Origin of the sequence: Variovorax paradoxus (genome assembly GCA_016806145.1) — a bacterium.
Taxonomy (GTDB): domain Bacteria; phylum Pseudomonadota; class Gammaproteobacteria; order Burkholderiales; family Burkholderiaceae_C; genus Variovorax.
In genome coordinates this window covers 260,939-280,581 of the sequence record CP063167.1, presented here as the reverse complement: position 1 = coordinate 280,581, position 19,643 = coordinate 260,939, and the positions used below count along the sequence as shown (strand labels likewise).

Genomic DNA, 19,643 nt, shown 5'->3' with positions numbered 1-19,643 from the left:
ATAGCGCGAAAGCGCTCGGCCCAGACCGCTCGAAAACCCTTGGCATCGATCTTGCGGAACCGCGCCAGAATCCAGTCTCGTTTTTGAGCCTGGTTTCTTTAATGGTGCTTTTTTATCGGATGTGCCGAGTTTTCGAGGCGATACGCCTCATGCCGGTGCACCCGTGCCAGAGCCCCTGTCCATCGTTCGGGCGTGCCGCGAAGGGGCGCCCGGCGTTCCCTCGAGCCTTGAGAAGTGAGCCACCCATGAAGAGTCTTGTAGTTGCCGCCGTCGCGCTGTCGACGGCTTGTTGCGCCTGCGCGCAGAGCAGTGTGTCGGTGCAGGGATTGATCGACGAATACGCGGGATCGATGCGTTATGCGGGCGACCTCGGCCGCACCAAGGTCCTTGGAAGCGGCGGCATGACCACCTCGTTCTTCGGCTTCGCCGGTACCGAGGACCTGGGCGGCGGGCTCAAGGCCTACTTCGCGCTCAACTCCTTCTTTCGCGCCGATACCGGCAAATCGGGCCGCTTTGACGGCGACCCCTATTTCGCGCGCGATGCCAACGTCGGCATCTCCGGTGCCTACGGCAGCCTTCAGCTCGGGCGCGCCGCGGCGCCGAACTTCATCCCGACCGTGCTGGTCAACCCCTTCGGCAACTCCTTCGCGTTCTCGCCGCTGGTGCTGCATGCCAACGTCAACACCGCGCGCTGGCTGTACCGCACCTCGCCCTCCGATACCGGCTGGAGCAACCAGCTCATCTACAGCACGCCGAGCTTCGGCGGCCTGCGCGTGAACCTGCATTACCAGTTCGGCGAGCAATCCAGCGACACCGGCTACAAGGGGAAGAACAACACCGGCATCAGCGCGACCTACGTCAGCGGGCCGCTCACGGTGGCGGGCTTCTACGAGCGCGACCAGATCTCCAACCCGGTCAACCCGGGCGTCATCACGGCCACGGTCGCCGGCGCGGTGGTGCCCACCACGCGCAAGGACTGGATGCTGGGCGGGGCCTACGACTTCGGCCTGCTCAAGGCCTATGCGAGCTATGGTCGGTCGAAGGCCGAAGCGACGGGCTATCGCGGCACCACGAGCTCCCTCGGCGCCAGCGTGCCGGTCGGTTCGACCGCGGGTCAGATCCTCGCGGCCGTCGCGAGGACGAAGATCGCCGGCTCCTACGACGGCACCCGCACGACGGTGAGCCTGGCCTACGATCACTACCTGTCGAAGCGAACCGACGTCTATGCCGTCCTCATGCGCGATCGCGCGACCGCCATCGCGGGCGGCAACAGCCTCGGCGTCGGCATCCGCCACCGCTTCTAGCGGCCGCGCGAGCCGATGCCAGGCTCGATCCCCCGGTTTCCCTCGTTCCTTTCATCCATCCACAGAGACAAGCCCGGTGAACTTTTTCTTGATCCATATCTTTTTTGATACTAGTATCGCAAATGAGCGAAACGGACTCCATGTCGAGACCGTTTCCATGGCCCATCCATTCGCCGGCGCCGGCCTTTCCGCGTCGAACCAGGAGTCCTGACGTGTCATCCACCCCAGATTCGACCGCCTCCGCACCACGCGACGACGCCGTCTCGGGCTACGCCTGGAAGGCGCTGGCCGGTTCCGCCATCGGCTATGCGATGGACGGCTTCGACCTGCTGATCCTGGGCTTCATGCTCACGGCCATCTCGGCCGACCTGCACCTCACGCCGGGCCAGGCCGGCTCGCTGGTGAGCTGGACGCTGGTCGGCGCCGTCGTCGGCGGCATCGTCTTCGGCTCGCTCAGCGATCACTTCGGGCGCATCCGCGTGATGACCTGGACCATCGTCCTGTTCGCGGTCTTCACCGGGCTCTGTGCCTTCGCGCAGGGCTACTGGGACCTGCTGGTCTACCGCACCATCGCGGGCATCGGCCTGGGCGGCGAGTTCGGCATCGGCATGGCGCTGGCGGCCGAGGCCTGGCCCGCCAGGCATAGGGCGCGCGTGTCTTCCTATGTGGCGCTGGGCTGGCAACTCGGCGTGCTCGGCGCGGCCTTGCTCACGCCGCTGCTGATGCCGCACATCGGCTGGCGCGGCATGTTCCTGGTCGGCGTCGTGCCCGCGCTCGTGGCCTGGGTGATCCGCAACAAGCTGCACGAGCCCGAGGTGTTCGTGCGCAAGCCCAAGGCCCGGGGCTCGCGCCTGAGGTCCTTCAAGCTGCTGGTCAAGGACGCGCAGACGACCCGCACCAGCCTGGGCATCGTCGTGCTGTGCGCGGTGCAGAACTTCGGCTACTACGGGATCATGATCTGGATGCCGAGCTTCCTGGCCAACAAGCTCGGCTTCAACCTCACGAAGTCGGCCATGTGGACCTCGGTGACCATCCTCGGGATGATGCTGGGCATCTTCGTCTTCGGCCAGCTGGCCGACCGCATCGGGCGCAAGCCGAGCTTCCTGCTGTTCCAGGCCGGCGCCGTGGCGATGGTGCTGGCGTACTCCCAGCTGTCCGATCCGGTTTCGCTGCTGTGGGTGGGCGCGGTGCTCGGCATGTTCGTCAACGGCATGCTGGGCGGCTACGGCGCGCTGATCTCCGAGGCCTATCCCACGGAAGCACGCGCCACGGCGCAGAACGTGCTGTTCAACCTCGGCCGCGGCATCGGCGGATTCGGCCCGGTGGTGGTCGGCGCAATGGTCGCCGCCTATTCGTTCCAGATCGCGATCGCGCTGCTCGCCGCGATCTACCTGGTCGACATGGTCGCCACCTACTTCCTCATTCCCGAACTCAAGGGCAAGGAGCTCGAATGATGCTCGCCACCATCGACCACCAGTCGCCCGCGTTCCGGCCCGTGCATCCGCCCGTGCCAAAGGGCGAGGACGCCTGCTTCCAGCGCAACGCGCAATCCGTGGCCTCGTACCGTTGCGAGGTCGCCGAGCACCGCTGGGTCAACGACCGCTACAAGTACCTGAAGCTCAGCGCGCCGGCCGACCTGGCGAGCGCGACCAGGCCCGGGCAGTTCTACCAGCTGAAGTGCCCGACGACGAACGACCTCCAACCCTTCCTGCTGCGCCCGATGAGCGTCTACGGCGTGGGGCCGGAGGCGGGCACGATCGAGTTCCTCTACAACGTCACCGGCACCGGAACCCACGCGCTGGCCTCGCTGCCCGTCGGCGGCGCGATGGACATCGTCGGCCCGCTGGGCAACACCTTCACGCTGCCGCCGGGCGACGAACGCATCATGGTCGTCGCGCGCGGCGTCGGCCTGGCGACGATGGCGCCGCTGCTGCGGCAGGCAGCCAGCATGGGCATCGCGATCACGGCGGTGATGTCGGCACGCGCGCCCAAGGACCTGATGCGCGACGAGTTCCTGCGCGGCGCCGAAGCCGACGTGCATTGCGTCTACGACTCCGACGGCAGCTCCTCGGTGGAGGCCATGGACACGCTGGTGCGCCGGCTGCTCGGCGAACGGCACCACGACGCCGTCTACACCTGCGGCTCGCACCGCGTGCTGATGCTGCTGCAACGCATCCTCGCCGACCATCCGGGCACCCGGGGCGAGGTGGCGATGGAACAGCGCATGGCCTGCGGCATGGGCGTGTGCCTGTCCTGCGTCAGGCTGTTCAACCGCGAGGGCGACAAGCAATTCCTGCGCGTCTGCCGCGAAGGTCCCGTGTTTCCCATCGGCGACGTGGTCGGGGAGGTGGAGTTTGGCTGATCTCAACGTCAGGGTCGGCGACGTCGGCCTGCGCAACCCGGTCATGCCGGCCTCGGGCTGCTTCGCCATCGAGTACGCGGAAGCGCTCGACTTCAACCGGCTGGGCGCGCTGGTCATCAAGAGCGTCTCGCCCAAGAGCCGTGCCGGCAACCCGACGCCGCGCGTGGCGGAAACCCGCGGCGGCATGCTCAATGCGATCGGCATTCCGAGCAAGGGCCTGGACTACTACCGCGAGACGGTGCTGCCGCCCTACACGCGCTTCGACACGCCCGTCGTGGTCTCGATCTCGGCGGACACGGTCGACGAGTTCGCCGACGCGGTGGCCGAGATGTCGCTGCCCGAAGTGGCGGTGATCGAGGCCAACATCTCCTGCCCCAACCTCGAGGCCGACGGCATGGCCTTCGCGATGACGCCCGAGACCACCTACAAGGTCGTGAGCGCGATCCGCCGCCGCACGCACCATCCCGTGTGGGCCAAGCTCACGCCCAATGCCTCGCACGTGGCGACGGTCGCGCGGGCCGCGGAAGAGGCCGGCGCCGATGCGCTCGTGATGGGCAACACGGTGCTGGCCATGTCGATCGACGTGCGCACCCGCAAGCCCATGCTCGGCAACGTGATGGGCGGCCTGTCGGGGCCGGCCATCAAGCCGATCGCGCTGCGCATGGTGCATCAGTGCTACCGCAGCGTGCGCATCCCGGTCATCGGCTGTGGCGGCATCGCGAGCGCGCACGACGCGGTCGAGTTCATGCTGGCCGGCGCGAGCGCGGTGCAGGTGGGCACGGCCTCCTTCATCGACCCGGGCGCGATGCAGAAGATCATCGACGGCCTGATCGCGTACTGCGACGAGATGGGCGTGAAGAACATCCGCGACCTCACTGGCCAGGTCAAGCTCGACCGCCAGCTCTCGGACCGCTGGCTGCGCTTCGCGCAGCAGTCGGGCTAGGGGAGGGGCAAGGATGATGAGCCTGCCGGGACTTCGCCCCATGGCCGAGAAGCTGTTCTCCGACGTGCGCGAGCTGACCTTCGACGGGGTCGGCGTCACGCGGCAGAGCTACGGCCGCGGCGAATCGGACACCGCCGACTACCTGCGCGCCTTCGCCGCGAGCGAAGGGCTCGAGGTCCGTGCCGACCGGGCCGCGAACCTCGTGTTCGGCCTGCCGCAGACCGCGGCGGCCAGCGCGGTCACCTGGTGCGGATCGCACATCGACTCGGTGCCGCAGGGCGGCAACTTCGACGGCTATGCGGGCGTGGTCGCGGGCCTTCTGTGCCTCATCGCGCAGAAGGCCGGCGGCACGCCCTACGCGCGCCCGCTCGAGGTGGTCGCGTTTCGCGGCGAGGAGAGCGCCTGGTTCGGCAAGGCCTACATGGGCTCGGGCGCGCTGTTCGGCAAGGTCAGCGAGAGCGACCTCGCGCTCAAGCAGCGCAGCACCGGCGAATCGATGGAGGCCTGCATGCGGCGCTGCGGCGCCGACGTGGAGGCGATCCGCGCGCAGCAGCCGCTGCTCGACAAGGCGCGCATCAAGGCCTACCTCGAGCTGCACATCGAGCAGGGGCCGGTGATGGTCGCGCGCCAGCTTCCGCTGGCCGTGGTCTCGGGCATCCGCGGCAACGTGCGGCACAACCGCGTGGTCTGCCATGGCGACGCGCAGCATTCGGGCGTGGTGCCGCGCTGGCTGCGCCACGACGCCATGTTCGCGGTCGCCGACCTGATCATGCGCATCGACGAGCACTGGCGCGTGCTGCTGGAGCGCGGCACCGACCTGGTCGTGACCACGGGCATCGTCAGCACCGATCCGGCCGAGCATTCGATCTCGCGCATTCCGGGGCAGGTGAGCTTCAGCCTCGAGGCGCGCAGCAAGAGCACCGACACGCTCGAGGCCTTCTACCAGCTGATGCGCGCCGAATGCGGCTCGATCGAGCGCGAGCGCGGCGTGCGCTTCGAATTCGACCGGCGCCTGCTCAGCGATCCCGCGACCATGGACGAGAAGCTCTGCGGCGTGCTGTCCGAGGCCTGCGCCGCGCAGGAGGCGGCCTTCGAGCTCATTCCGAGCGGCGCGGGGCACGACGCCTCGCTGTTCGCCAATGCCGGCATCCCGAGCGGCATGTTGTTCGTGCGGAACCAGAATGGTTCGCACAATCCGCACGAAGCGATGGACATCGAGGATTTCATGCTCGGCGTCGGCGCGATGGATGCGGCCTTCGCCCGATTGAAGTGAGCCTTGCCATGACCACCCGCATCACCCTGCGCCGCCCCGACGACTGGCACCTGCACCTGCGCGACGGCGCCATGCTGCAGACGGTGCTGTCCTACAGCGCCGCGCAGTTCGGCCGCGCCATCGTCATGCCGAACCTCAAGACCCCCGTGACGACCACCGCGCTCGCGCGGGCCTACCGCGAGCGGATCGTGGCGGCCCTGCCGCCGGGTGCCGACTTCGTGCCGCTGATGACGGTCTACCTCTGCGACGGCACCTCCGCCGACGACCTGTGTCGGGGCTTCGAGGACGGCGTGCTGACCGCGGCGAAGCTGTATCCGGCCGGTGCCACCACGCATTCCGAGCATGGCGTCACGTCGATCGCGAAGGTGGCGCCGGTGCTCGAGACGATGCAGGCCATCGGCATGCCGCTCTTGCTGCACGGCGAGAGCACCGATCCGGCCGTCGACGTCTTCGACCGCGAGGCGGTGTTCATCGAATCGACGCTGCGTCCGCTGCTGCGCGACTTTCCCGCGCTCAAGGTGGTGCTGGAGCACATCACGACCGAGGAGGCCGCGGACTTCGTCAGGGCCGATGCGAGCGGGCGCCTCGCCGCGACGATCACGCCCCAGCACCTGATGTTCAACCGCAACGCGATCTTCACCGGCGGCATCCGGCCGCACTTGTACTGTCTGCCGGTGCTCAAGCGCGAACGCCATCGGCTCGCGCTGCGCAGGGTGGCGACCTCGGGCGATGCGCGTTTCTTCCTCGGGACCGATTCCGCGCCGCACCTTCGCACGCTGAAGGAGACGGGCTGCGGCTGTGCCGGCATCTTCAATGCGCCGGTCGCGCTGCAGAGCTATTGCACGGCGTTCGAGGAGGAGGGCGCGCTCGACAAGCTCGAGGCCTTCGCGAGCCTCAACGGTCCGCGCTTCTATGGCCTCGCACCCAACGAGGCGAGCGTGACGCTGGAGCGCTCGTCCTGGGAGGTGCCGCAGGACGTGGAACTCGCGGCCGGCGGGGCGCTTCATCCCTTCCTCGGCGGCAGCCGCCTGCCGTGGGCCCTGCGGGACGCGCCCGTGCCCGAGCCGGTCGCGGCGTGAGTTCCCGCACCGCCTCGCGCCTCGCCGGTGACCGCGGATGTCGAAACTCGCCTATAGTTTCTTTTTCGATCCATAAAGTGGAAAACGAGATGGAAGCTGCGAATTCGACCTTCAAGTCATCGATCGACTACGTGGCGCTGGGTAACCGCCTGCGTGCCTACCGGGTGGGCGCCTCGCTGCTGGCAGAGGACGTGGCCGAGCGGCTGGGCATCTCGCGCGCGGTCGTGTACCGGCTCGAGAAGGGCGAGATCGTCAAGATCGAGACGCTCGAGCGCCTGGCCCATCTGCTCGACACCACGCTGGCGTCGCTGCTCGGCGTGGAGGTGGAGTACTACTCGACCGCGCTGGGCCTGTTCGAGCGCATGCGCCAGCTCGAGGAATCGTCCGACCGCATCCTCGCGCACTTCGAGCCCATCTCGCTGCTGCTGACCTCGGAGGACTACCTGCCGACCCTGCGCCAGATGCTGATCGAGGCCTCGCCCAAGGGCGCGGGCAAGGGGCCGACCTCGGCCGACATCGACAAGATGCTGCAGATCATGCAGGAGCGCCGGGCCTTCTTCCAGCGCCGGCGGCCGCACATCGTGAGCCTGATCGGGCTGCGCGAGCTCGAGCGCTTCGTCGATACCGGCCTGGTCGGCCGCATCGACCTGCCCGAGAGCGTGCGCACCGAGCGCCGGCTGGCGGCGCGCCGCGAGGTCGAGCGCATCGCCGACCTGATGGAGAGCGAACCGATCGACGTGCAGATCGGACTGATCGACGACGCCATGCCGACCGCGACCTTCCAGGTGTTCTCCGGCCGGGCCGGCAGCGTGCTGGCCGTGAGCCCGTTCCGGCTCGGCGAGCTGCCGAACGTGCGCAACGGCATCGCGACCGTGACCGCCTCGCCCGAGGCGGTGCGCATGTACGAAGCCATGATCGGCAAGCTCTGGAAGGCTGCCTACAAGGGCAAGGCGGGTGCGATGCACCTGCGCAAATTGCTGGACCGAATTCACTAGCCGAAGGCTCTACCGCCATGACCACAGCCCCAGACCCGATCCGCCTCGAGGTCGCCGCCCGGCTGCTCGATGCCGGCTGCGTGACCTTGCGCACCGACGAGCCCTTCCGGCTCCCCTCGGGATGGGCGACGCCGGTCTACATGGATTGCCGGCGGCTCGTTTCCTTTCCCGAGACGCGCCGCGCGCTGGTGGGCCATGCCATCGAGCTGCTGAGAGCCGATGGCTGCCTGGCCGGCGTGGGCTCGATCGCGGGCGGCGAGTCCAGCGGCATCGCGCTGGCGGCCTGGATCGCGGATGCGCTGGACCTGCCGATGCAGTACGTCCGCAAGCGCGCGGTCGGCGCCCGCCAGGTCGAGGGCGTGGTGCGCGCCGGCGAGCGCGCGCTGCTGGTTGACGACATGATGGCGGCCGGCGCATCGAAGGCCAATTTCGCGCGCGCGCTGCGCGCCGCGGGTGCCGAGGTCGGCGATGTGCTGGTGCTGTTCGACTACGGCATGTTCGGCGCCGATCGCACGTTGGCCGCGCTGGGGCTCGAGGTCCATGCGCTGGCGAACTGGCACGACATCCGCGCGGTGGCGGTGCAGCGAGGCAGTTTCGGCCGCGAGGTGATCGCCGAGTTCGACGATTTCCTGCGCGATCCGGTCGCCTGGTCCGCGGCGCATGGCGGCAAGGGTTTCATCACTGACCACATCGAAGGCAACACACCATGAACTTCCAGGACATCAGCACCCGCTTCGCGAACGACCTGTCGGGCTCCGACGCCTTCAAGCTGCTGTACCGCGGCGCCTTCGACCTCATGAAGTCGGACCTCGACAACGCGGGCCTCTATTTCGTCATCGGGGTGGCGGCGCAGGCCTTCGTCCAGAAGTACGAGGACCAGGGCATCACGGTGGAGTTCGCCGACAACGCCAAGGCCACGATGGTGGCCCTGAACACCCGCATTCTGGCCGCGCTGGCCGCCGAGCCCGCGCAGCGCCTGCGCATCCTCGGCGAGGTCGCGACCGAGTACGAGTGGAACGTCACGGCGTTCTGAACGCACTGCGTCGGTCATGACGCGTGCGCGCGCCATGACCCATCCGCTCAGAGATCGAGGACGAGCCGCGCGGAACCGCTGCGCGACACGCACGGCAGCATCAGCGTGCCCGATGCCTTCTCGGGCTCGGTGAGGAAGGAGTCGCGATGCTCGGGCCGGCCCTCGAGCACCGTGGTCATGCAGGTGCCGCAATGGCCTTCCTCGCACGAGGTCTCGATGTGCACGCCGTGGGCGCGCAGCACTTCGACGATGCTCTGGCCTGCTTCCACTTGCGCCGAGATGCCCGAAGCGGCGGCGCAGACCTCGAACGAGGCCTGCGGCGCCGATGCAGCGGGAGGCGTCGAGCCCGCGCCGAAATACTCGAAGCGGACCTGGTCGGCCGGCCAGTTCGCCGCGGCCTGCCGCACGAGCTCCATGAAGGGGCGCGGTCCGCACAGGTAGAGGTACTTGCCCGGCGCCGGATCGCCGACGATCGAAGCCAGCAGCGCAGGCAGCGCGTCGGGGCCATGACCCTGGTGGTGCCTGACGGCAGGGGCCAGGGCCGCGTCCTCGAGATGCCGGCGGAAGGCGACGTGTTCCGCAGACTGCGCGAAGTAGTGCAGCTCGAGCGCTTTTCCGGCGCCGCTCAGGTGCGAGGCCATGCACAGCAGCGGCGTGATCCCGATGCCGCCCGCGACGAGGATGAAGCGCTCGCCGTCCGGCGCGAGCGGGAAGTGGTTTTTCGGCGCGCCGATGGTGAGGACGTCGCCTTCGTTCACGGCCTCGTGCATGAACCGGGAGCCGCCGCGCGAGCGCGGATCGCGCTTCACGCCGATGACGTAGCGCCCCTCACCATGCGGCGCGCACAGCGAGTACTGCCGGGTCTCGCCCCCGCCGACATCGACGTCGATGTGGGCACCGGGCTCGTAGGGCGGAAGCGCTTCGGCGCCGATGGCGACCAGTTCGAAGGAACAGATGTCGGTGGCCTCGGGCACCTTGCGTTGGACTTTGACTTGCATGGGTATCGACGGAGTGGGTGGTGAGTGGATGGCGTGCGTGTGGGGTGTTCAGGCGGCGGGCCCGGCTTCGGCCGCGATCTCGCAGATGTAGGAACGATGCGGCGCCGAGCCGCTGATCGGGTCGAGATCGCCGTCGTCGACCAGCAGGTTGAAGTTCGAGCCCTGTTCGGAGAGCGGCGCGTGCGCGGGCAGGCCCAGTTGCTCGTTGCCCTGCCACCAGCCGTACTGCGCGCAGACCACGCGTGGATCGAGGCTGGCATCGAGCGTGGCCTTGAAGCGCACCGAGCCGCTCGGCGAGCGCACGCGCACCCACATGCCGGGCTTGATGCCGCGCGCGGCTGCCGTGGCGGGATTCATGGCCACGAGCGGGTCGGGTGCCTTGCTGCGCAGCGACGCCACCTGCCGGTGCTGGCTGTGGCAGTACTGGGGCAGCTTGGCCGAGGTCAGCACGAGCGGGAAGTCCGAGCTTCCTTCGCGAAGCCGCAGCTTCGGCAGAGGCGCCACGTACACCGGCAGCGGCGACTGGCCATGCCGGTGCAGCAGCGCCGAATAGATCTCGACCTTGCCGGTGTCGGTCGCGAAGCGGAACCCCGCGCCGAGGTGCTTCTGGTAGCGCGTCTTCAGTGGGTAGCGGATGCCTTCGGGGTGTTGCCGCAGTGCCTCGAGGCCGATGCCCAGCGGCTCGAGCATGTAGCGCAGGCCCTCGTCGATGTCGCCGCCCCAGAACCGCTCGGCCAGCCCGAGCCGCTTTGCGAGCTCGAAGACCACCCAGGCGTCGGAGCGGCTCTCGCCCACCGGCGCCACCATCCGCGGGCGCAGCTGCACCAGTTCCTCGGCGCCCTGGTTCACCTCGAAGCCGATGCGCAGCGCCTCGCGCTCCCAGGGCGTGCCGATCGGCAGCACCACGTCGGCGTAGTGCGCGGTCGGGGTCAGCGTCACATCGGCATGCACGAAGAAGTCGAGCCGGCGCAGCGCCTCGGCGCCGCGCAGCGGGTTCGCATGCGCGAGCAGCAGGTTGGCGCCGAAGCCGATCACGCCGCGGATCGCGTAGGGCTTGGCTTCGAGGATGGCGCGGTACAGCGTGTCGCTGCCGATGCAGCCCTGCGCGGCCGGGCCGAGCGGAAGCTCGTCGATGCCCACGCATTTCGCGAGCTGCGCCGCCGACAGCAGCTCCTTGCCCGATGCCTTGCGCGCCGGCGGATGCGCGAAGTCCACGTTGCCGCCGGCCGCGTCGAAGCTGCCCGTGAGCGCGTAGAGCAGTGCGATCGCGCGGTCGGTCTGCGTCGCGTTGGTGTGCTGGCCGACGCCCGACCACGCGTAGTAGCTGACGGGGCGGTGCGCGAACAGCAGCCGTGCGGTGTCGCGCACCTGCTGCGCGGGGACCCAGCAGAGTTCCTCGGCGCGTTCGGGCGACATGGCCTCGCACAGCTCGGCATAGAGCGCGAAGGCGGGCCGGCATCGAACGGAGCCGGTGGCAGTTGGGAGCGTCATGGCGCCGAAGAGCGCGAGGGTGTCGGTCTGCGATGCGTAGCTGGCCGTGCCTGGGTCGTAGGGCACGATCGATTCGCTCGCCTCGTCGAAGGCCACGAGCCGTTCCGAGGCGAGGCCGGTGATATCGGCTTCGCGCAGGAACGCGCCCGTGTCCTCTCGCACCAGCAGCGGGCCGTTCGAGTGCCGGCGGATGAAGTCGATGTCGTATTCGCCGTTGCGGATCATCTCGCCAGCGATGGCCAGCGCCAGCGCGCCGTCCGAGCCCGGCCGCACGCGCAGCCATTGGTGGGCGCGCATCGCGAAGCCCGCCTTGCGCGGATCGACCACGACGATCTTCGCGCCGCGCGCGAAGGCTTCCGTCACGCCTGTCGCATGGTCGAGCCAGGTCGCCGACGGGTTGTGGCCCCACAGCACGATGCACTGCGTGTTCGAGAAGTCCGGCGCGCCGATGCCGCGCCCGAAGGTGAAGCCGTGGGCGACGTCCTTGTGCCAGTTGCAGATCTCGGTGCCGCGGCACAGGTTCGGGCTGCCGAAGGCATTGACCAGACGTTCGATCCAGACGATGCCGTCGGACAGCGGCGAGCCGCTCGGTGAAGTGATGGCGAAGGACACCGACTCGGGACCGCTCTCGTCGCGGATGCGCCCGATGCGTTGCGCGACGAGGTCCAGTGCCTCGTCCCACGAGGCCTGGCGCCAGAGCGGATCGGCGGCCTCCTTCGGCGCCGTGCGTATCAGCGGATGCAAAAGCCGCTGCGGATTGGCGACCAGCTCGGGCGCCGCGCGGCCCTTCACGCAGAGGGCCTTGCCGGTCGGGTGGGCGGGGTTGGCTTCCTGGGCGATCAGCACGCCGTTCTCCACCACGCTGATCGAACCGCAGCGCGAGCGGCAGAGGGCGCAGAAGCCAGGGATTTTTTCGGCCATAGTTCCAGTGCCCAGGCGGAGGTGGAAGTCCGGCCTGGCGCATGATTATATATAAAGTGAAGAAAGTATATATACTTTGAGAAAAGGCGCAACATGAAGGAAAGCAGCTCGCAAGTGGCCGCGGGGTCGGTCTACGAGACGCTTCGCTCCGAGATAGCGACGGCCGTGCTCGAACCCGGCGCGCCGCTGAAGCAGGACCACATCGCCGCGCGCTTCGGCGTCAGCCATGTGCCGGTGCGCGAGGCGCTCTCGCGGCTCGTCGCCGCGGGGCTGGCCACGGCCCGGCTCAACAAGGGCACCTCGGTGGCCTTCCTGAGCGCGCGCGAGGCGGTCGAGCTGATCGAGCTGCGCTGGCTGCTCGAAGGGCGGCTCATCGAGCTGGCCGTGCCGCATCTCTCGCGTGCCGACATCGCGCGCGCCACCGGGTTGCTGGAAGAGCTCGGCAAGGCCAGGCAGGTCGAGGAGGTGTTCCGCCTCAACCACGAGTTCCACGCGAGCCTCTATGCCAAGGCCGATCGGCCGCTGCTGTTGCAATCGGTCGAGTCCGCGCGGCTCAACCTCGGGCGCTATCTCTACCTGCCGTGGAAGTCGAAGACCAACGTCGATCGCTCCGAGGCCGAGCACAAGAAGCTGCTGCGCCTGTGCCTGGCCGGCGATGCGCAGGGCGCGAAGGCGATGGTGACGGAGCACGTCATCCATACCGGCCAGCTGATCGTGGAGATCATCGAGCAGCAGAAGGCGAGCGTCGGCATCGACTAGCCCCAGGCGAAGCACGGGCTGTTGCTTCGCGATCCATGATTCGTCGCGATAATGGCGCCCGTGCACGTCCTTCGAAAACTCTCGACCCTGCATCGCCTCGTGCTGGCGTGGTTCGTGCTGTCCCTGTCCGTCGCGGTCGCCTCGCCGATCGTCAAGCCTCAGCAGATCGACATCGTGTGCTCGGCCTCGGGCCACGTCACGATGGTCGTGCAGACCGAGGATGGCGCGGTGCCGATGGGCAGCATGGGCATGGACTGCCCGTTGTGCGTGATCGGCGGCCTGCCGCCAGCGATCGCGCAGGTCGAGGTGCCGATGCCGGCACCGCTGTCCTACGCCCTGCGTTCGATCCCCGCCGCGCGCATCGCCGCGGCCACCGCCGCGCCGCTGCCGGCGCGCGGGCCTCCTTCCTTCCTCTTCGCCTGAACCGCTGAATCCGTCGCGCGACGGACCCTGGCGCCGCCACGTGAGCGTGCCGGTCCGCCCGCGGCGCCCATCGTTCGTCGACGGCATGCGCGGCCACGCGCCGCTGCGCCGTCAGCGCAGCCACGCGCTGCGAGAAGAGAGATCCCGTGCCTTTCATTGCCATTTCCCACGGCCGTGGTGCCGAGCGCCTGCGCGCGCGTGCGCTGTCCTGCTTCGCGCTCGGCGCCTTCGCCGCGCCCTTCGCGCAGGCCCAGGTCCAGGTCCAGACCACGCTGCAAGCGATCGAGGTCGACCCGCCACCCGCGCCAGCGCCCAACGGGCGCCTCAACCTCGACACGCCTTCCGAGACCGGCAGCCGCCTGGGCCTGACGCCGCGCGAGACGCCGGCCTCGGTCAGCGTGGTCGACCGCGCCACCATCGAGGCACGCGGCGCGCAGGACACGCAGGAGATCCTGCGCGCGGTGCCCGGCATCACGGCGCACAACGCGCCCGGCAACATCGGCGTGAGCTACCGCGGCTTCGGCGCCGGCTCGCTGAGCCAGATGTTCAACGGCATCAACGTGCAGTACTCGATCGCCGCGCGGCCGGTCGACAGCTGGATCTACGATCGCGTCGAGGTCATCGGCGGGCCGTCGAGCTTCCTGTTCGGCGCGGGCGCGGTCGGCGGCTCGATCAACTACATCAGCAAGATCGCCGAGCGCAGCGACCTTACCGAGGCCCGGCTGCGCCTGGGCACGCAGCAGCTCAAGGAGGCCTCGATCGGGCTCAACCGCCGCATCGCGGGGGATGGTGGCGCGGGCAGCCACTACGCGCGCATCGACCTCAACCGCAAGGACGCCGACGGCTGGACCGACGGCACGCGCACGCGCGCCACGCAGCTCGCGGCCTCGCTGCTGTCGGACTTCGGCGGCGGCGTCACGCACACGCTGGCGTACGAGTACCAGGACGAATGGGTGGACCGTCCGTACTGGGGCACGCCGCTGCTCAATCCCGTGGTCGGCAACCTGCGCGTGGACCCGGCCACGCGCTTCAAGAACTACAACAGCGCCGACGGCATCTATGCGCAGCGCGTGCAGTGGCTGCGTTCCATCGCGGACTGGCGCGTGTCCGATGCGCTGCAGCTGAAGAACACCTTCTATGCCTACGACGCGCTGCGCGACTACCGCAACGTCGAGAGCTACCGCTTCAATGCGAGCAACACGGCCGTGATCCGCTCGGGGGCCCTGCTGCAGCGCCATGACCAGCAGGTGGTGGGCGACCGCATCGAGGGCCTCTACAAGGGGCAGCTCGCGGGCCTGCGCAGCGACTGGTCCTTCGGGCTGGATTTCAGCGTCAACAAGCAGACGCGCTTTCCGAACAGCCTGCCGGCCACCGTGAGCACGGTGAACCCCTACCTCTTCGCCACCGAGCCCTTCTTCGCGGTGCCGGGCATGCGGCCGGGCTTCAACCCCGACCGCGACAACAAGGTGACGACCACCGCGCTGTCGATCGAGAACCGCACGGCGCTCGCGCCCTCGCTGCACCTCGTGAGCGCGCTGCGCCACGATCGCATCGAGCTCGCGCTGACCAATCGGCGCGCCATCAGCGCCAGCGCGCCGGCCAGCTACCGGCGCAACTACAACCCGACCACGGGACGCGTCGGCCTGGTGTGGGACTTCGCGCCCGGCGCCAACCTCTATGCGCAGTACGCGACCGCGGCCGACCCCCCCTCGGGCGTGCTGTCGACCGCCTCGTTCGCCGACGTGATGAACAACAGCGAGCTCACGACCGGCCGGCAGGCCGAGGTCGGCGCCAAGCTCGATTTCTGGCGGGGCAAGGGCACGGCGACCGTGGCGGCCTACCGCCTCTCGCGCAAGAACATCGCCACGCAGGACCCGAACAACAGCGCGCTGACCGTGCTCGTGGGCGAGCAGTCGTCGAAGGGTGTGGAGATCGCGGTGGGCCTGCAGCCCACGTCGCAGTGGTCGCTGCAGGGCAACCTGAGCTACGTCGACGCGAAGTACGACAACTTCGTGCAGAACGGCGTGTCGCTCGCAGGCCGCACGCCGACCAACACGCCAGCCGTGGTGGCCAACCTCTGGGTGTCGTACGCGATCACGCCCGCGCTGCAGGCCAGCGTGGGGCTGCGCCATGTGGGAAAGACCTACGCCGACGCGGCCAACAGCGCGCGCTGGCCGTCGTACACGCTGGTCGACCTGGGCCTGTCGTGGAAGATCAACCGCTCGCTCACGCTGGTGGGCCGCGTGCGCAATGCCACCGACCGCATCTACGCGGCCAACCTCGGCAGCACCTTCGCCTACCTGGGCGCGCCGCGCACCGGCGACCTCAGCCTGCACGTCGCATTCTGAGGAGGGCGATTCCATGGCCCATTTCAAGCGCTGGCTGTTCCTGCTGCACCGCTGGCTCGGCATCGTGGTGTGCGCCTTCTTCGCGATGTGGTTCGTCTCGGGCGTGGTGATGATGTACGTGGGCTATCCCAAGCTCACCGAGTCGGAGCGGCTGCTGCATCTGCCGCCGCTCGCGGCCGATGCCGCGCTGCTCGGGCCACGCGAGGCGCTCGATGCGGCGGGCATCGCGGGGCCGCTCAAGGAGCTGCGCCTGGCTGTGGCCAGCGGCGGCCGCGCCGTGTACCTCGTGCAGCCCGCGGGCGGCAAGAGCAGCGTGGTGATCGACGCGGCCACCGGCACGCCGTTGCGCGATGTCGACCGCGAACTCGCGATGGCCAGCGCCGCGGCCTTCGCGGGACCGGGTGTGGGCCTGATGTACGAGGGCACGCTCGACGAGGACGCCTTCACCCATTCGCGCGCGCTCGACGCGCACCGGCCGCTGCATCAGGTGGCGCTGGCCGATGCGGCGCACACGCGGCTCTATGTCTCGGGCCGGACCGGCGAGGTGGTGCGCGACGCGCCGCGCGCCGAGCGGCTGTGGAACTACGCGGGCGCGTGGATTCACTGGCTGTATCCCTTGCGTGGTGGCGCGCTCGATCCGTACTGGGCCGACATCGTCAACTGGCTCTCGATCCTGGGCATCGCGGTCACGCTCATGGGAACGGCCGTCGGCATCCTGCGCTGGCGCTTCGCGGGCCGCTACCGCAGCGGCTCGCGCTCGCCGTACCGCGGCTTCATGATGCGCTGGCATCACATCACGGGGCTGCTGTTCGCGGCCGTCACGCTGACCTGGATCTTCAGCGGGCTGATGTCGATGAACCCCTGGCGCGTGTTCGACAGCGGCGCGCCCGCACTGCGCACCGAGGCGATGAACGGCGGGCCGCTCGTGCCGCCGGCCGATGCCGCTTCGCCCCAGGCGCTGATCGCGGCGGCGGGCGGCACGGTGCGCGAGTTGCGCTGGACGCGCGCCGCGGGGCGCGATCTCGTGCTCGCGCGCGGCAGCGCATTGCGGCCCACGGTGCTCGATGCCGCGAGCGTCGCGCCCACGGCGCTGGACGTCGACATGTTGAAGGCCGCGGTCGCGAAGCTCTCGAGCGCGCCGGTCGCGCGCATCGAGGTGCTGACCGCCTACGACAGCCACTACTACACGCGCGAGCCGCACACCATGACCGGCGGCGGCGACAAGCCGCTGCCCATCTGGCGCGTGGTGTTCGCGGACGAGGCCGGCACCTGGGCCCACGTCGATCCGCGCACCGGCGCCTTGCTGAACCGCAGCGACAGCCATCGCCGCGCCAGCCGCTGGCTGTTCGCGATGCTGCACAGCTGGGACTGGCGCCCGCTGCTCGAACGCCGCCCGTTGTGGGACCTGGCGATGGTGCTGCTGAGCCTCGGCGGCGCGGCGCTGAGCCTTACGGGCGTGGTGATCGGCTGGCGCCGGCTGGGCCGCAAGCTGACACCGAAGCCGGCGGCCCGGCGCATTCCCCCATTCACTCCCTCGAAGGAACATCCATGACCCGCGTACTCCCGACGACCCGCCGCCGCCTGCTGCTGGGCACCGCCACGCTGCCCCTGTGGGCCGCGCTGGCCGCCTGCGGCGAATCCGAGCCGAAGCCGAGCTTCACCGGCACCGACATCACGGGCGCCAACTACGGCCGCGACTTCGCGCTGAGCGATCCCGACGGCAACCGGCGCACGCTGGCCGACTTCAAGGGCAAGGTGGTGATGATCTTCTTCGGCTTCACCCAGTGTCCCGACATCTGCCCGACCGCGCTGACGCGCGCGGCGGAGGTCAAGCAGCAGCTGGGCGCGGCCGGCGACGACCTGCAGGTGATCTTCGTCACCATCGATCCGGAGCGCGACACGCCCGAGGTGATGCGCGCCTACACGGCGGCCTTCGACCCGAGCTTCCTCGGGCTGCGCGGCGACCTCGCGCAGACCGAGGCGACCGCGAAGGAGTTCAAGGTGTTCTACGAGAAGGTGCCCACGCGCACCTCCTACACGATGGACCATTCGGCCTTCACCTACCTGATCGACCGCAAGGGCCGCATGCGCGTGGTGATGCGCTATGCGCAGAGCGCGAGCGAGTTCACCGCGGACGTGCGCGCGCTGCTGGCGGCGGGCTGAGGGAAAGTCCCCATGCGCGGCGTCGCTCGCGCATAAGTTTTCGCCCGTCGCGCAAAGGACGCGCCGCGCGGCCATCGATAGACTGCGCCGCATGCAGACCGACCCGACGCCCGCCGTGGCCCCACCGTTCTTCTCCCCGTCGCGCCGCGAGGGCGAGTTCGTCTTCGTCAGCGGCCAGATGGCCTTCGACGCCCAGTGGCGCATCGAGGGCGACACGGTCGGCGAGCAGACGCGGCGCTGCCTCGGGCGCATCGGCGAGATCCTCGCGGCCGAGGGCCTGGGTCTCTCCGATGTCGCGAAGACCACCGTGTGGCTCTCGCGCGTGGAGGACTTCGCCGAATTCAACCGCAGCTATGCCGAGTGCTTCGACCCCGCCGCGGGCCCCGCGCCCGCGCGCTCGACGGTGCGTGCCGACCTGATGGTGCCGGGCGCGCTGGTCGAGATCGAAGCCATCGCGCGTGCACGCAGCGCAAGCCGCGCACCTGGAGCCTGACGCCATGAGCACCGCATCCCCAGCCGCTTCCGAACTGCCCGACCTCGACCTCGAGGCCATCCGCGAGACCGCGCGTGCCAATGCGCAGGCGCTGCTGCGCACGCCGGTCGCGCCGCTGCACGGACCCACGGTCGAGCGCCTGCTCGGCCGCGCCGATGTGCACATGAAGCTCGAGCTGTTCCAGCGCACCGGCACCTTCAAGGCGCGCGGCGCGCTCAACGTGGCGCGCCGACTTTCGCCCGAGCAGAAGGCGCGCGGTATCACCGCGATGAGCGCCGGCAACCACGCGGTGGCCGCGGCCTTCGCGGCGCGCGAGGCCGGCGTCTCCGCGAAGATCGTGGTGCAGGCCTCGGCCAATCCGGCGCGCGTGGCGATGGCGCGCGCCTACGGCGCCGAACTGCTGATCGCGCCCGACGGCGCCACCGGCTTCGCGATGGCCGAGGCGCTGGTGCGCGACGAGGGCCGCACCTTCATCCATCCCTTCGAGGGCGAGGGCACCTCGCTGGGCACCGCCACCGTGGGGCTCGAGTTCGCCGAGCAGGTGCCGGGCCTCGACACGGTGCTGGTGGCCGTGGGCGGCGGCGGCCTCGGCAGCGGCGTGGCCACCGCGATCCGCAAGCTGATGCCCGGCTGCCGCGTGATCGGCATCGAGCCCGAGGGCGCCGACGTGATGCGGCGCAGCTTCGAGGCCGGCTCGCCGCAGCGCATGGAGATGCTCTCGACCATCGCCGACAGCCTGGCGCCGCCGATGACCACGCCGATGGCCTACGGGCTGTGCCGCCGCCACATGGAGCGCATCGTGACCGTGAGCGACGACGAGATCTGCCGCGCGATGGCCGTGATGTTCCGCGACGCCAAGCTGGCGGTGGAGCCGGCCGGCGCCACGGCGCTCGCCGCGCTGCTCGGGCCGCTGCGCGAGGAACTGCGCGGGCAGCGCACCGGGCTGATCGTCTGCGGTGCGAACCTCGATGCCGAGACCTACGCGCGCCAGCTCGCGCGCGGCGAGCAGTTGCTCGAGGCCTGAGCGCCGGCTTCTCCTCTTCGTTGCGTTCCTTGTT

Annotated in this window: 18 protein-coding genes; 16 read left to right on the top strand and 2 right to left on the bottom strand. The window is 69.4% G+C overall.

The window, feature by feature from the left end; translation table 11 throughout:
* Positions 1 to 245: 245 nt before the first annotated feature.
* The 9 genes from INQ48_32255 (at position 246) to INQ48_32215 (ending at position 8,989) form a co-directional block, all read left to right on the top strand.
* Positions 246 to 1,304 (top strand): porin, encoded by a 1,059-nt coding sequence (locus INQ48_32255; GenBank protein QRF62227.1) that lies wholly within the window; start codon positions 246 to 248, stop codon positions 1,302 to 1,304.
* Positions 1,305 to 1,444: 140 nt separating this feature from the next.
* Entirely contained in the window at positions 1,445 to 2,758 is a 1,314-nt protein-coding gene (locus tag INQ48_32250) for an MFS transporter (protein QRF62226.1), read from the top strand.
* Complete coding sequence (locus tag INQ48_32245; protein ID QRF63043.1) at positions 2,758 to 3,666, top strand: dihydroorotate dehydrogenase electron transfer subunit; 909 nt, start codon at positions 2,758 to 2,760, stop codon at positions 3,664 to 3,666. Before INQ48_32250 ends, INQ48_32245 begins: the two co-directional genes overlap by 1 nt.
* On the top strand, positions 3,659 to 4,609 hold the full coding sequence (locus tag INQ48_32240) for a dihydroorotate dehydrogenase (protein QRF62225.1): 951 nt from the start codon (positions 3,659 to 3,661) through the stop codon (positions 4,607 to 4,609). Before INQ48_32245 ends, INQ48_32240 begins: the two co-directional genes overlap by 8 nt.
* Positions 4,610 to 4,625: 16 nt before the next feature.
* On the top strand, positions 4,626 to 5,882 hold the full coding sequence (locus INQ48_32235) for a hydantoinase/carbamoylase family amidase (GenBank protein ID QRF62224.1): 1,257 nt from the start codon (positions 4,626 to 4,628) through the stop codon (positions 5,880 to 5,882).
* 8 nt (positions 5,883 to 5,890) lie between these two features.
* Positions 5,891 to 6,961, top strand: coding sequence for a dihydroorotase (gene pyrC / locus INQ48_32230; GenBank protein ID QRF62223.1), 1,071 nt, complete (start codon positions 5,891 to 5,893; stop codon positions 6,959 to 6,961).
* An 89-nt stretch (positions 6,962 to 7,050) separates the two neighbouring features.
* Positions 7,051 to 7,956, top strand: a complete 906-nt coding sequence (locus INQ48_32225; protein QRF62222.1) for a helix-turn-helix transcriptional regulator — start codon at positions 7,051 to 7,053, stop codon at positions 7,954 to 7,956.
* Positions 7,957 to 7,973: 17 nt separating this feature from the next.
* On the top strand, positions 7,974 to 8,666 hold the full coding sequence (locus INQ48_32220; protein QRF62221.1) for an orotate phosphoribosyltransferase: 693 nt from the start codon (positions 7,974 to 7,976) through the stop codon (positions 8,664 to 8,666).
* Positions 8,663 to 8,989 (top strand): hypothetical protein, encoded by a 327-nt coding sequence (locus tag INQ48_32215; protein ID QRF62220.1) that lies wholly within the window; start codon positions 8,663 to 8,665, stop codon positions 8,987 to 8,989. Before INQ48_32220 ends, INQ48_32215 begins: the two co-directional genes overlap by 4 nt.
* Positions 8,990 to 9,036: 47 nt before the next feature.
* Here INQ48_32215 and INQ48_32210 read toward each other — a convergent pair whose 3' ends face one another.
* Both INQ48_32210 and INQ48_32205 read right to left on the bottom strand, forming a co-directional pair.
* Positions 9,037 to 9,987 (bottom strand): oxidoreductase, encoded by a 951-nt coding sequence (locus tag INQ48_32210; GenBank protein QRF62219.1) that lies wholly within the window; start codon positions 9,985 to 9,987, stop codon positions 9,037 to 9,039.
* 48 nt (positions 9,988 to 10,035) lie between these two features.
* Entirely contained in the window at positions 10,036 to 12,399 is a 2,364-nt protein-coding gene (locus INQ48_32205) for a molybdopterin-dependent oxidoreductase (protein ID QRF62218.1), read from the bottom strand.
* A 93-nt stretch (positions 12,400 to 12,492) separates the two neighbouring features.
* Here INQ48_32205 and INQ48_32200 point away from each other — a divergent pair, with 93 nt between their 5' ends.
* The 7 genes from INQ48_32200 (at position 12,493) to INQ48_32170 (ending at position 19,609) form a co-directional block, all read left to right on the top strand.
* Positions 12,493 to 13,158 carry a GntR family transcriptional regulator gene (locus INQ48_32200; GenBank protein QRF62217.1) on the top strand — a complete coding sequence of 222 codons (666 nt, stop codon included), beginning with the start codon at positions 12,493 to 12,495 and terminating at the stop codon, positions 13,156 to 13,158.
* Between the two features lie 51 nt (positions 13,159 to 13,209).
* The gene (locus tag INQ48_32195; GenBank protein QRF62216.1) at positions 13,210 to 13,581 is read left to right on the top strand and encodes a hypothetical protein; all 372 of its coding nucleotides are present in this window, start codon (positions 13,210 to 13,212) and stop codon (positions 13,579 to 13,581) included.
* Positions 13,582 to 13,853: 272 nt separating this feature from the next.
* The gene (locus INQ48_32190; GenBank protein ID QRF63042.1) at positions 13,854 to 15,929 is read left to right on the top strand and encodes a TonB-dependent siderophore receptor; all 2,076 of its coding nucleotides are present in this window, start codon (positions 13,854 to 13,856) and stop codon (positions 15,927 to 15,929) included.
* A gap of 13 nt (positions 15,930 to 15,942) precedes the next feature.
* A complete protein-coding gene (locus INQ48_32185; protein ID QRF62215.1) occupies positions 15,943 to 17,481 on the top strand; it encodes a PepSY domain-containing protein in 1,539 nt (512 codons plus the stop codon).
* A complete protein-coding gene (locus INQ48_32180; GenBank protein ID QRF62214.1) occupies positions 17,478 to 18,092 on the top strand; it encodes an SCO family protein in 615 nt (204 codons plus the stop codon). The genes INQ48_32185 and INQ48_32180 overlap by 4 nt, the downstream gene beginning before the upstream one ends.
* 91 nt (positions 18,093 to 18,183) lie before the next feature.
* Positions 18,184 to 18,585 carry a RidA family protein gene (locus INQ48_32175; GenBank protein QRF62213.1) on the top strand — a complete coding sequence of 134 codons (402 nt, stop codon included), beginning with the start codon at positions 18,184 to 18,186 and terminating at the stop codon, positions 18,583 to 18,585.
* Between the two features lie 4 nt (positions 18,586 to 18,589).
* Positions 18,590 to 19,609 carry a pyridoxal-phosphate dependent enzyme gene (locus INQ48_32170; protein ID QRF62212.1) on the top strand — a complete coding sequence of 340 codons (1,020 nt, stop codon included), beginning with the start codon at positions 18,590 to 18,592 and terminating at the stop codon, positions 19,607 to 19,609.
* The last annotated feature ends 34 nt before the right edge of the window (positions 19,610 to 19,643 follow it).